Annotated in this window: 7 protein-coding genes; 4 read left to right on the top strand and 3 right to left on the bottom strand. The window is 67.2% G+C overall.

Going from position 1 to position 13775, the window contains the following annotated elements:
• Nucleotides 1-84: 84 nt before the first annotated feature.
• The gene (locus FRZ44_RS11755; RefSeq protein WP_151177364.1) at nt 85-1494 is read left to right on the top strand and encodes an aminotransferase; all 1410 of its coding nucleotides are present in this window, start codon (nt 85-87) and stop codon (nt 1492-1494) included.
• Between the two features lie 264 nt (nt 1495-1758).
• On the opposite strand, the gene pbpC is transcribed toward FRZ44_RS11755, so the two are convergent.
• From pbpC to FRZ44_RS11740, 3 genes are all read right to left on the bottom strand, one after another.
• Nucleotides 1759-3909, bottom strand: a complete 2151-nt coding sequence (gene pbpC, locus FRZ44_RS11750) for a penicillin-binding protein 1C (protein ID WP_225308658.1) — start codon at nt 3907-3909, stop codon at nt 1759-1761.
• A 19-nt stretch (nt 3910-3928) separates the two neighbouring features.
• A complete protein-coding gene (locus FRZ44_RS11745) occupies nt 3929-9121 on the bottom strand; it encodes an alpha-2-macroglobulin family protein (protein ID WP_191908549.1) in 5193 nt (1730 codons plus the stop codon).
• A gap of 274 nt (nt 9122-9395) precedes the next feature.
• Entirely contained in the window at nt 9396-10436 is a 1041-nt protein-coding gene (locus tag FRZ44_RS11740) for a Gfo/Idh/MocA family protein (RefSeq protein ID WP_191908548.1), read from the bottom strand.
• A 232-nt stretch (nt 10437-10668) separates the two neighbouring features.
• Here FRZ44_RS11740 and FRZ44_RS11735 point away from each other — a divergent pair, with 232 nt between their 5' ends.
• The 3 genes from FRZ44_RS11735 (at nt 10669) to FRZ44_RS11725 (ending at nt 13770) form a co-directional block, all read left to right on the top strand.
• Nucleotides 10669-12417, top strand: a complete 1749-nt coding sequence (locus FRZ44_RS11735) for a fatty acyl-AMP ligase (protein ID WP_151177361.1) — start codon at nt 10669-10671, stop codon at nt 12415-12417.
• An 11-nt stretch (nt 12418-12428) separates the two neighbouring features.
• Entirely contained in the window at nt 12429-13379 is a 951-nt protein-coding gene (locus FRZ44_RS11730) for an NAD-dependent epimerase/dehydratase family protein (RefSeq protein WP_151177360.1), read from the top strand.
• A gap of 142 nt (nt 13380-13521) precedes the next feature.
• The gene (locus FRZ44_RS11725; protein WP_225308657.1) at nt 13522-13770 is read left to right on the top strand and encodes an acyl carrier protein; all 249 of its coding nucleotides are present in this window, start codon (nt 13522-13524) and stop codon (nt 13768-13770) included.
• The last annotated feature ends 5 nt before the right edge of the window (nt 13771-13775 follow it).

Here is a 13775-nt window from a genome sequence, read left to right as displayed (position 1 = left end):
GGGCGAACTGTTTTCTGAGTCCGCCTTCCCGCTTACGGGCCCAAGGACGAAACCCGACTAGACGCCAAGCATCGGAACCCACCCATGACCCGCAATCTGCAGTTCGACACCGCCGCGCTCACCGAGCAGGACCATGCCCATATCATCCATCCCTGGATCGACCTGGGGCAGGCCAAGACGCAGGATCTCCTGATCGTCGCCGAGAGCGAGGGCGCCTACATCTACGATTCCGACGGGCATCGGATGCTCGACGGCATGGGCGGGATGTGGTGCGTGCAGATCGGCTATGGCCGCAACGAGATGGCCGAGGCGATCGCCGAGCAGGTGCGCCGCATGGCCTATTACTCACCCTTCGGCAAGATCTCGACCCCGCCGGCAATCGAGTTCGCCACGCGCATCGCCAAATATGCGCCGGGCGACCTGAAGCATGTGTTCTTCACCACCGGCGGCTCGACCGCGGTCGATTCCGCGCTGCGCTTCGTCCAGTTCTATTTCGGCTTCACCGGCAGGCCCTCGAAGCAGCACATCATCACCCGCGAATATGCCTATCACGGCTCGACCTATCTGACGGCCTCGGTCTCGGGCAAGCCCGCCGACCGCGCCTATCTCAAGTTCGAGACCGAGACGGTGCATCACCTCCCCGTCCCCAATCCCTATCGCCGTCCCGAAGGCATGACCGAGGCCGAGTTCTGCGACAAATGCGTCGCCGATCTCGAGAACAAGATCCTCGAGCTCGGGCCCGACAACGTCGCCTGCTTCATCGCCGAGCCGCTGCTGGCCTCGGGCGGAGTCATCGTGCCGCCGAAGGGCTATCAGCGCCGGACGCTCGAGGTCTGCCGCAAATATGGCGTTCTCTACATTTCGGACGAGGTGGTGACGGGCTTCGGGCGGCTGGGCGAGATCTTCGCCTCCGAGCCGGTCTTCGATCTGGTGCCCGACATCATCACCACCGCCAAGGGCCTGACTTCGGGCTATGTGCCGCTGGGCGCCTTCCTGGTCTCGGACCGGCTCTATGACGCCGTAACCGTGCCCGAAGCCAAGGGCAAATATTTCACCAACGGCTTCACCTACTCCGCCCATCCGGTCTCCTGCGCCGCAGGCCTCAAGAATCTCGACATCATCGAGCGCGAGAATCTCTGCCAGCATGTGCGGGATATCGGGCCCTACTTCATGAAGAAGTTCCGCGAGCTGAGCGACCTGCCACTGGTGGGCGATGTGCGCGGCAGCCATCTCATGCTCTGTCTCGAGTTCGTGAAGGACAAGAAGACCAAGGAGCCGATGCCGGCCGAATGGAACTTCGGCAACCGCATCATCAACGAAACCATGCCGCGCGGGTTGCTGGCGCGGCCGATGGGCCATCTCGTGGTGCTGTCGCCGCCGCTCATCATCACCAAGGCGCAGATCGACGAGGCCGCCGACGCTTTGCGCGGCGCCATCAAGGCCGTGACCGACAGCCTGATGCGCGACGGCCTCTGGCAAGAAAAAGCCGCCTGATCGGGTCCGTGAAACCCCGGGCCGTCATAGGCCCGGGGTTCCATGCCCACCTCGCATCGAACCGATAGCCCGGCGGCATTTCCGTTCCGGCGCTCCCTCCCCGATCCTGCGGGCCTGTGTCGCCACCGGAATCGCGGGATAACCCCATGACGTTGAAACAGGATTTGCTGCTGCCGCTGGCGGCGCTGGCCGTCGCGGCGGTGATCTATGTCGCCGCCTTCGCCAATCTCGCGGGCGGCCTGTGAGCCGCCCCATCTTCCGCCGCTACTGTATCCAGATCTCGGCGCTGGCGCTGCGACCGGCCTTGTCGATCACGGTGATGCGCGCCTCGCCCATGCCATCGGGCAGCCATTCCGCCTGGCGGCGCCAGGGCTGGGCGCTGAGCGGGCGCCCGTTCACCAGCCAGATCAGAGGCAGCTCGCCGCCCGTCACCTCGAGCGGCAGGCTGGCGAGGTGATCGCCCGCCTTCAGCTCGACGACGGCGCCGTCTTGCGGAAATGTCAGGTTCGGTCCCTGGAGGCCCGAGCTCGATCGCCAGGCATAGGCGGCCGGCTGGAACCGGCGCAGGCTGGCCGGAAGCTCGCTGTTGGTGGCGAGGATGGCACCGGCCGGCGCCGGGCCCGACGGCTTCATCAAGGCGTCGTTGCCCGAAGGCGGCGGCAGCAGGTCGAAGGCCTCATAGAGGATCGGCGCCGCCGCGTCGCGGCCCATGCGACCCGGCGAGAAGCTGCCATCCGGCCGCCCAACCCAGACGCCGATGGTCCATTCCCGGTCATAGCCGATCGCCCAGGCGTCGCGGAAACCGTAGGAGGTCCCCGTCTTGTAGGCGATCTGGCGCTGGCGCCGGCCGTCGCTTTCGATCAGCCGGTTGGGCGGCGGGGGCATGTCCTCGAGGATATGGGTGACGTACCAGGCGGCGAGCGGGCTCATGAGCGCCTGCTTGTCGCCCTCCGCCTGATCGAGGCGGAAGCGCAGCGGCGCCGTGGTGCCCTTGTTCGCCAGGCCGGCATAGAGCGTCACCAGATCCTGGAGCGTGACGCCGACGCCGCCCAGCGCGATCGGCAGCCCGGGCTGCTCCGTCTCCGCCGGCAGCCGCAAAGCGACGCCGCTCAGGCCGAAGCGGCGCGCCAGCTCCAGCGGACCGATGCGGTCCAGCAGCGCCACGGCGGGCAGGTTGAGCGACATCTGCAGCGCTTCGCGCGCCGTCATCTCGCCGTGAAAGCGGTTGTCGAAATTGCGCGGCGCGTAACCGCCGAAGCGCATCGGCCGATCGACCATGATGGTCTCGGGATGGATCAGCAGCCCGTCGAAAGCCAGGCCATAGATGAAGGGCTTCAAGGTCGAACCCGGCGAGCGCACCGCCGTGATCATGTCGATCGGGCCATGACGGCTGGAATCGAGGATGTCGGTCGATCCCACATAACCCCTGACCGCATGATCGCTGTTGCGCACGGCGAGCACGGCGATCGTGGCGCCGGCCTCGAGCTCGCCCCGCCGGCGCGCGACCAGGGCTTCGAGGCCGCGCTGCAGACTGCCGTCGATCGTGGTCCTGATCTCCGTCGACGCCGGATCGGCGGCTTTCAGCCGTTCGGCCAGATGGGCTGCCACCATCGGCGCCTCGAGACGTCCCTGCGGCACGGCCTCGCTGCCGAGCTCCGCTAACTCCGTCTCGCCGATGAGGCCGGCGTTTGCAAGCCGTTGCAGCACATGGTCGCGAGCCTCGCGCGCCGCCAGCGGATTGCGATCGGGCCTGACCCGCTCGGGCTGCTGCGGCAGGGCCACCAGCATCGCCGCCTCGCCGTCGGTCAGGTGAGCCGGCTCCTTGCCGAAATAGAACAGAGAAGCGGCGCGCACCCCTTCGAGATTGCCGCCATAGGGAGCGAGCGTCAGATAGATCCCCAGAATCTCCGACTTCGAGAAATGCGCCTCGAGCTGGACCGCCCGCGCCATCTCGATCAGCTTCGAGCCCAGCGTCCGCGGCCGCGGCTCAAGGAGGCGGACCGTCTGCATGGTCAAGGTCGAGGCGCCTGAGACGACCGAGCCGTTTCGGACCCACTGCCCGACCGCGCGCGCAAGCGCCAGCGGATCGACGCCTTCATGCCAATAGAAGCGTCGATCCTCATAGGCGACCAGCATCTGCAGGAACCGCGGATCGACTTGATCCGCCGTGACCGGCAGCCGCCACGCCCCATCGGCCGCCGCAAAGGGCCGCAACAGCTGTCCGTCCGAATCCTCGACCAGCACCGAGACGTTGCGCAGCCGGTCGAGTTGGGGCGGGAAGATCCGGTCGAGCCCGATCGCGAGTGCCAGCATCGCGACGACCGGGCCCGCGACAGCGAGGAACAGCCGACGCCGGCGAACCTCGCCGGTGTCGCGCCGCGTCCCCGCGGTCTGGCTCGTCATGCGCAGGCGCATGATCGCGTCCCTTACCTCGTCACGGCGTTCCTGCCGCCTCGATCTCGGCCTGGCCCATCGCGCCGCGGCCGATGCGGGTCGGCCGGTACATGTCCTCGACCGACGCCGCCGGCACCCGGTAATGGCCCGGCGTCACGGCGCGGATCATATAGGCGAAGCTGTACTCATAACCGGGGTAGCTCTCGAAGGCGGTGATAAAGCGATCGTCGAGATATTCGGTATAGAGCGCATCCGAGAGTTCCGGCATCCAGGCGAACTGATCGGTCTGCCGGGCGTTGGCCAGGCGGACATTCTCCAGCTCGAAACCGGCCGGCAGCAGGTCGATCAGCAGCGCCTGGCTGCCGCGCGACCCGTCATCCCGGATGGTGACGACCGTGACGATCACGTCGTTCTGCGCGACATGGCTCAGATCCGTGGCCTCGCCCGCGAGCGTGAAATATTTCCGCTCGATGGTGAAGCCCTGGTTCTTCACCGCACCCCGCGGCTGGCTTGGCACGCCGAAGACCGTGGTGTTGGCCCAGATCGGGCCCTCGCCGCGGTTGGCGATCTGCAAGCCCGCCGCGATCTGCTCCGGTTTGGGCCGCAGATAGAGCGGCTCGGTGCGGTCTTGCGTCTGGCCGTCACCCACCGCCACGGCGATCCGCGGACTGCTGCCCAGGGCCGCACCGGCGAGAACGATCCAGCCTTGCTCCTGCGTGCTGAGCCAAGGATCGGTTCCGATGGCCGACGCCAGATCGTCGATCAGCGGACTGGGATCCACGCCCGGCACCTTCGCTTCCGTCGACAAGGCCAGCATCGCCGCCGTGTCGCGGAGATCCGATTCATAATAATCGTTGGCGTCCCCGCTCCAGCGGCGGCGCGTGTCGAGCGCGATCTGGGCAGCGTCGGCGGCGCGGCTATTGTCGCCGATGAGAGCGAGCGCCGCGCCGAGCTGCATCACCGCGAGCTTGCTCGGCAGCTTCCTCTTGTTGCGGTCGAACATGTAGCGGACCAGGCCCGGATCGGCCGCGTTGGCACTCGCGAGCACATAGATGGCATAGGAGCGCGACGACAAGGCCGAGGGGCTGTCGTTCTGATGATCGGCCGCGTGATAGCGCAGCCAGTCGAGCCCTTCCTTGTAGGCGAAGTCGGGCACGACATAGCCTTTCGCACGCGCCCGCGTGAGGAAATCCACCGCGTAGGAAGAAAGCCAGGGCTCCGTCAGGCCATAGGAATCCCAGAGCGCGAAGCTGCCGTCCCAGCGCTGCATCTCGAGCACGCGCCCGATCGCGCTCTGGACCCGACGCTTCAGCCCGTCATCGTCCTCGACCAGGCCGAGATCGCGCTCCAGGTCGGCGGCATAGAGCAGCGGCAGCGCCCGGCTGACGGTCTGCTCGATGCAGCCATAGGGGTAGCGATCGAGCCCGCGCAGCACGCCCGCCAGATCGAAATCGGGACGGCCGCCGAGGCTGGTCAGCACCTCGCCGGTGCCGGGCAGATAGGACGACACCAGATCCGGCCCCAGCTCGAAACTATCGCCGGGCGCCAGTTGGTGCGCAACGCGCTGCACCTCCGGCAATTGCGCCGGACGGACGCCCAGCACGATCTGCCGGTCGAGTTTGAAGCCTTCCGGCCCTTCGATCGCCACCGTGATATGGCCGGTGCCGACCGTATGGCCGAGAAGCGGGATCGTCAGAACGGCCGCGGCTCCTTGCGCCAGATCGTGATCGCTCGTGGCGCCTTCGCCCAGCTGGAAGACATCGTCGCTGGTGATGGCAACATGATAGGTCCCGGCCGGCGCCTCCATGTTCTGCAGGCTCACGGTCAAGGTCGACCGGTCGCCCGGCGCCAGGAACCGCGGGGTGGCAATCAGCGCCACCAGCGGATCACGCACGACGAGCGGCGTCTCGGAAGCGCCAACCTTATCGTTGCTCCAGGCGACCGCCATCAGACGAAGGCGGCCGTTGTAATCCGGTACGTCGAGCGAGACGGTGGCCTTGCCGTCGGCATCGAGCTTGACCGGCCCCGAGAACAGGGCCACCAGCGTCGTGCCCGGAGGGGCGGCGCGCCGGCTCATCGCGGCATCGCCGCCGCTGCGGATGACGCCGCGATTGGCATTGGCGGCATTGATCAGGCGGCCATAGAGATCGCGGATCTCGACCCCGAGACGCCGCTTGCCGAAGAAATAATCCACGGGATCCGGCGTCTTGAAGTCGGTGAGCTCCAGCACGCCCTCATCGACCGCGGCCAAGGTGACATAGGCATCGCCCGAGCCGCCGAGGCCCGCGACCGCGATCGGTACATCGATCTTCTGGCGCGGGTTGATCACCTCGGGCACCGTCATGGCGACGCCGAGCCGGTGGATCTCCGGATCGATCGCGAGCCAGGCCACGCCGATGGCGCGACCGGGACCGCGGGTCTGCTCCGAGGAGCCGGGCCGGAACGCGGTTGCCAGCACATAGGCGCCCGCGCCCCAATTGGCATCGACGTCGAACTTGACCGACACGCCATCGGGCGTGGCATCGACGACGCGGGTCGCGATGATGCGGTCGGTCGCGATCGCGAGCAGCACCTGGCCGGCAAAGGGCGGCCGCACAAAGAGCTCCGCCTCGTCGCCCGGCGCGTAGGTCGGCTTGTCGGCCGTGACCTGCAGCGTGTCCGGCGTGTCGCCGGACCCGGCGCGGGCCCACCAGCCGGCGGTGAAGCGATAGCTCGCGGCGGCCCCGCTCTCGGGATCATAAATCTCGAGGCGATACTGGCCATAATCGACCGGGAGCTGGATCTTGCCCGGCGCGTCGGCGGCGATCGCGATCTCGCCGGTCGTGCCCGGAATGTCGCGCACCACGGCCTGGTAGTCCCAGTAGCCGTTGCGCAGGAACCATTGATAGTCCCAGTCCTCCTGCACGAGGCGATAGGTGACCTTGTCGAGCGCCTTGCGGCTGCCGTCGTCGCCCACCGCGATCGCCTCGAAGGAGGCATTGGCCCCGCGATCGACGGTGTCGTCGGAGAAGAGCGGCTTGATGCCCAGCGCCAGCGGCCGGTTGCGGATCGGCAGCTCCAGCACCTCGGAAATCGAGCGGCCGCCGACATCGGCGACCTCGACGCGCACCGTCGCCGACAACGGCTGGGCCGTATCGGGAATGTTGTCGAGATAGAGCGGGATCTGCGCCTCGCCATTCTCGTCGGTCACGCCGCCGGCGAGCTCGGTGCGGACCGGATCGATAGCCTCGTCGGCCAGGTCGAAATGGAATCCCGGATAGGCCGGGAACGGATCCGTGGCCTTGCCCACCACGGCCTCGCCCTTGACCGGCAGCCCCGCGCCCATGGCGCCATAGAGATACTTCACCGCGAGATCCAGATTAGGCGTGGTCTCCGCACCGGGGATATAGGCGGGCTGGTCCGAGGTGAGCGTGGCCTCGATGCGGGCCGGAACGACTTCCTCCACCAGATAGGTGGCACTCGCGATCGGTTTGCCGGCCGGATCGAGATAGGCCTCGACCGTCCAGACGCCGGTGCGCGCCGTGCCCGAGACCGGGATGTCGCGCTGATAGCTGCCGGCGCCGCCATCCTTCAGCGAGAAGGTCTCCGCCTCGCTGCCGTCGGGACGCAGGAGCTTCAAGGTCAGCGGCAGGCCGGTCATCGCCTTGCCAGCCTCGTCGCGCAGCAGGCCGGTCAGATGCACGGTCTCGCTCGGGCGATAGACGCCGCGGTCGAAATAGAGGAACAGGTCGCTCGGGCCCGGCGGCAGGCGCCCGCCAACGCCGCGATCGCTCAAATCGAACGCCGCCTGGGTCAGGTCGAGGAAGGCGAAATCGCCGTCCTTGCGCGAGGCCACGACGGCAACGGCTTCGCGGCCGCCTTCGCCGCGCAGCAGGCCGGAATCGAAATGGGCCAGTCCGTCGCGGTCGGTTTCGGTCGAGGCCAGGATGTCGTTGTTGCGCGCAATCAGATTGACCTCGACCTTGCGCAGCGCCTCGCCGTCCTGCAGCGAACGGACGAACAGGTTGAGCCCGTCCGCCCCGCTCATCGAGGTCATGCCCATGTCGGTGACGATGAGCCACTGGGTCGCCTGCTGGGCCCAGTCGTCGGCGTTGGTCTGCTCCGGCGGTGCCGCCATGAGCAGATAAACGCCCGGCTTAGTCGAAGGCAGGATCTGGTCGATCGGAACCGCTGTCACCACCCGCTGGTTGGGCTTGGATTCGATCTCCACCACGCCCGTCCAGACCGTCTCACCCAGATTGTTGGCGATGTCGTTGCGGTCATAACCGTCGAGGACGCGCAGAAACCGCCCGTCCGTGATCTGGCGGATCAGGTTGCGGTCGTTGATGCGCAGGAGCTCGAGCTTGGCGCTCTCGTAATTGACGCTGACCAGCGGCACGCCCTGCCCGCCGGTCCGCGGCAGCACATAGGTGTTGCTGTCGAAACCCAGCGAGGGATCGCGCACGCCGCCAGGAACGGAAACGGTCTGGCCCTGCATCAGGCTTTTGCGCTCGGCCGACGGGAAGCCGGTCTTGAGCGCGACGTCATAGTCGGTGCCGTAGGCGCCGCCGGTGATGCAAAGCTGGTTGCCGGAGGCGATGAAGCTCGGCTCGAAGGCCGGTGTCACCGTCACATAGTCCTTGTAATGCACCTGCTTGGGGTCGAGCAGGTTGGCGGTAAAGCGCAGGCAGATGTTCGGGCTGTCGCCGGTGCGCTCGACATCGACGGTGTCGAGCTTGAGGCCGATCAGGTCGGTGAGCTCGGCAACGCGGTCCTTGAGGTTGGAATCGTCCGGGGTTTGGTCGAGCGCGAGCTGATAGGCCGCCAGCGCCTCTTCGGGCTGATCGAGCGAGCGCAGCGCGCTCGCCGCGATATCGAGGGCCGCGGCCCGGTCCTCGGGCGTCTCGGCCGCCTGATAGGCCAGCCAGCCGGCCCCCACCGCCTGGTCGAAGGATTGCTGGTCGCGGTTCAGCTTCGCCAGCGAATGCCAGATCTCATAGTCGGCGCCGCCGAAGGCCACCGCCTGCTCGTAATTGGAGATGGCGACGCCGGTCTGCCCCGCCTGCTCGGCCGTTTCGCCCGCGATCCGCAGCGCATCGGCCTTGTCGGGGTCCGAGCCGCTCTTGTAGCGCTGCTGGATGTCCGACTGATAGCGGTCGGCCGCCTGGGTGGCGATCGGCATGTCTTGAGCCCATGCGGACAGCGCCGGCAGCGCGAGCGCGAGGCCGAGTGCAAGGCAACGAACGAAATTCATGATCCCCTCGTGATGAACGGCGTCATTCGCGACCGCGAAGCGCCCTCTGCTGCGCAGGCCACCATGAAATTGTGACCGCTGCATGGCCGTGTGGGTAGTGCTCGTGATTTTTATCGCCCGATTCCGATAGGAACGCGGTCATGGGATGTCGGCGTGGTGGCGACGGCGCGGCGCCTTCGGTTGCGCCGAACCGCAACGGCGTCACAGGATCCGCTCCGCCGCCGAACCTCAACTTCCTGCGGAAGCGGAGGGAGCGAATTAATAGCATTATATTTCAATATGTTAAATGATTTTTCTGAGAACCGCTGCGGTTGTTCTGCGCAACCCCGTTGCGGGCGAGCGCCGCCTGGATCCGCTCCAGCAATTGCAGAACGCGAACGCCGCGGGGTCCATCCGCGATCGAGGCGACGCGGCCGTGGATCACGTCGGCGAAATGACCGACGAGGCGTTGCAGGGCCTCGCCGGGTTCCGTCGCCGGCGTTTCCCATCCTCCGGTCCGGTAGCCCGGGAGAATCGCACGATCTCCGCGTCCGGCCGGCAGGTCGATGCCGCGATCATAGAGCTTGAGCGCGCCGTCGGTCGCAAACTCGTCCCAGACCAGCATCCGGTCGCTGCCGCCGATGACGGTGCGGCGTACCTTCTCCGGCGACATCCAGCTCCAGTGGAAATGCGCCATCCAGCCCGAGGCGAAACGCAGCGAGGCATGGACGATGTCGGGAACGCCCGGATTGACGTGGCTATGCCCGCTGGCCTCGACATGGACCGGGATCTCGTCCTTCAGATCCGCCAGCAGCGAAAGATCATGCGGGCCCAGATCCCACAGCACGTTCACATCCGGCTGGAACAGGCCCAGATTGAGGCGCTGGGCGTCGTAATAGGTCACGCGCCCCAGCCGGTCGCCCTGCCGCAAGGCGCGGATCGCGCGGCCGGCGCCGGTGAAGAGCAGCGTGTGGTCGACCATGAGGACGCGATTCTGCCGGGCGGCGATCGCGACCAGCGCCTTGCCTTCCTCCGAACGGGTGCAGAGCGGCTTTTCCACCAGCACATGGAGGCCGCGTTCGAGCGCGCGCCGGGCCAGGTCGAAATGAGTGGAGACCGGGCTCGCGATCGCGACCGCATCCAGCCCCCGGTGATGGTCGATCAAGGCCGCGCCGTCCTGGTAAAGCGCGATGCCGGCCGCGGCCTGGAGCGCGGCGGCGCGTCTTTCGGCGCGATGGTCCGATGCTGCGACAACATGGAAGGCCGGGTGGGCCGCCAGATTGCGCAGCAGGTTCGGCCCCCAATGGCCATAGCCGACCAGCCCCACCGAGATCATGCCTTGTCCTTCCGAACCGATCGGCAATGAAATCCCGAGCGGCGGCGCTTTCTTGCGCGCGCCGCCCCCGCCCGTCAAGCTGGCCCCTGTGAGACAGAGGGCTGGGGCTGGAGGCGGCCGGCCTTGTTCCCACCCGGCCGATTTGCTAAGAGCCAGCGCCCGCGCCCGGTCGCCGCCCGTCATCCGGACCGACCCTAAGCGTTCAGCGCGCCCCATCGCTTTTCCGTCAGAGATGCATCCCACCCCCAGCATCAGCCGCGATCTGCCATTCCATCCCGGTCCGTTCGGCACCTTCACCGAAGGCCTGGACTATGCGGCCCGTGGCGACACCGGTTTCAACTTCTATTCGGCACGCGGCGAGTTGACCGCGGTCCTGCCCTATCGCGAGCTGCGCGAACGCGCGATCGCCGCCGCCCGCGGCCTGATCCGGTCGGGCCTGGCACGCGGCGCTCGCATGGTGCTGATCGCCGACACGGTGCCCGACTTCATGGTGCTGTTCGCCGCCTGCCAATATGCCGGGCTCCTGCCGGTGCCGGTCGCCCTGCCGACAGGCCTGGGCGGGCGCGACAGCTATATCGCGACCTTGCGCCGGCAGATTCAAAGCTGCGGCGCGGCGGCGGCCATGGCGCCGGCGGAGCTGCTCGACTATCTGAAGGAAGCCGCAGCCGGCACCAGCGCCACGGTCGTCGGCAGCGCCGCCGAGTTCCTGGCCTTGCCGGACGACGGCGCCGAGCTCCGCCCGTTCGCAGCCGACGAATCCTGCTACCTCCAGTTTTCGTCCGGCAGCACGCGCTTTCCCAAGGGCATCGACGTGCCGCAACGCGCGCTGATGGCGAACGCCCATGCGATCGCGATCGACGGGCTCGGCCTCGTTCCGGGCGATCGGGCTGTCTCCTGGCTGCCGCTCTATCACGATATGGGGCTGGTCGGCTTCATGCTGTCCCCGCTGCTGTCGCAGGTGACTGTGGACTATCTGGCGACGCGCGACTTCGCCCGCCGCCCGCTGATGTGGCCGACCCTGATCTCGCAGAACCGCGCCACGCTCTCCTACAGCCCCACCTTCGGCTACGATCTCTGCAGCCGGCGCGTCAGCGAAGGCCGGCTCGCGACGCCCGATCTCGATCTCTCCTGCTGGCGCATTGCCGGCATCGGCGGCGACATGATCCAGCCGCATGTGCTGGAACGCTTCGGCGCCGCCTTCGCCAGCTGCCGCTTCGATCCCAAGGCCTTCCTGCCGAGCTACGGCATGGCCGAGGCCGTGCTGGCAATCAGCTTCTCGCCGCGCAATCAGGGCATGCTGACCGACGCGGTCGATCGCGGCCGCCTGGCCGAGGAAGGCCGTGCCGTTCCGGCCGATCCGCGCTCCGATGACAGCCGGCGCTTCGTGCTCTGCGGCCGGCCTCTGACGGGCCATGTCGCCGAGATTCGCGGCGAGGACGGCGAAGTCCTGCCCGACCGCATGATCGGCCGTCTCTTCGTCAAGGGCCCCAGCCTGATGGCCGGCTATTACGGCCAGCCCGAGGAAACGGCACGCGTGCTCTCCGCCGATGGCTGGCTCGATACCGGCGATCTCGGCTACAGCCTCGACGGCGCGCTGGTCATCACCGGCCGCGCCAAGGATCTCATCATCATCGCCGGCCGGAACATCTGGCCGCAGGATCTGGAATGGAGCGTCGAGGAGAGCCTCGATCTCAAGCGCAACGATGCCTGCGCCTTCTCGATCGAGGGACCCGAGGGCCAGGAGCAGGTGGTGATGCTGGTGGTCTCGCGTCAGACCGACGCCGCCGAGCGCGAAACCCTGCGGCAGGGCGCGCAGAGCCTGCTGCAGCGGGCCCATGGTATCGAGGCCCGGATCGCGCTGGTCGGACCGCGCGACATCCCCCACACCTCGTCGGGCAAGATCGCGCGGGCACGCGCCAAGGCCGCCTATCTCGCCGGCCATTTCCAGGAGGGCGGTGCCGACGCCGCTCCGTCCCGCTGACCCAGCTGCCGATGGGCCGGCTTGCCGCCGTCACCGGGGCCAGCGGCTTTGTCGGCGGCGCCGTGGTTTCCGAGCTGGACCGGAGGGGCTGGCGCTTGCGCCTGCTGATCCGCCGCCAGCCGCCGCGCCTGATCCTGCCGAACCAGACACCGGAAGTCGTCATCGGCGATCTCGCGGACAATATTGCGCTGAACCAGCTGGTGACCGGGGCCGATGCGGTGCTGCATATCGCGGGCGTGGTGAAAGCGCATGACCGCGAGGGCTTCATGCGCGGCAATGCCGAACCGACCGGCCGCCTCGCCGGGATCGCCGCGCGGCAACCCACACCGCCCCATTTCGTCCTGATGTCGTCGCTCGCCGCCCGCGAGCCGGCACTGTCGCCCTATTGCGCCAGCAAGCGCGCCGCGGAGGACTTGCTCAAGGCCGTGGCCGGGCCCATGCCCTGGACCATTCTCCGGCCAACCGCGGTCTATGGACCCGGCGATCGGGAGTTCCTCCCCTTCTTCAAGACAGTGAAGCGGGGTATCGCGCCGCGACCGCCCGGGGCGATCCGACGCCTATCTTTGATCCATGTGGAGGATCTCGGTCGATTTGCCGCAGCGTCCGCCGGCTCGGCGGTGGCACGAGGCCAGACCTGGGAGCTGGACGACGGTGCGACCGAAGGGCACAGCTGGAACGACCTCACAGCCGCTGCCGCCCGCGCCCTGGGAACGCATGCAAGAGCCCTGACCATCCCGAAGGCCTTCCTGACCGTCATGGCCAGAGGCAACGCGCTGAAGGCCGCTTGGACCGGAAAGCCCCAGATGCTGGTGCCCCATAAGCTGCCTGAGGTGTTGCATGCGGACTGGCTGTGCCATCACGGGCCGCCGGCGGACGCAGGAACGGAGTGGCAACCGCAATGGGCCATTGGTCCGGGCTTCGCGGAGACCGTGCGCTGGTACCGGCAGGAAGGCTGGCTGTAACAATGCGCAACAATTTGTTATTTCACAGAATCATGCCCGTCAGCGAGAGATATTAACCGAATTGGGGCACGGTCCCGGCGCGATTGGGGCTTTCCAACGTTAATCCGCCATAGAGCGAACACAGCATAAGAGGCGCAGAGCCATGGGCTTGATGGAACGCGAAGACGTGGCGGTGTTCGAACAGGTGGTTAACCTGTTGGAGCCGTTCCGTAAGGCGGACAATGTCATTAACCGGGAGACCGACATCTCCCAGGACTTGAAGCTCGATTCCCTCGCTGTCATGGACCTCATGATGGAGCTGGAGGAGAAGTTCGACGTGACGATCCCGCTCAATCTGGTGGCGGAGATCCGGACCGTCGGCGACCTCGCCGAGGCCATCCGTCGTCGTTAAACCGC

Source organism: Hypericibacter terrae (assembly GCF_008728855.1).
GTDB classification, from domain to species: domain Bacteria; phylum Pseudomonadota; class Alphaproteobacteria; order Dongiales; family Dongiaceae; genus Hypericibacter; species Hypericibacter terrae.
This window is presented reverse-complemented; position numbering and strand designations above follow the sequence as displayed.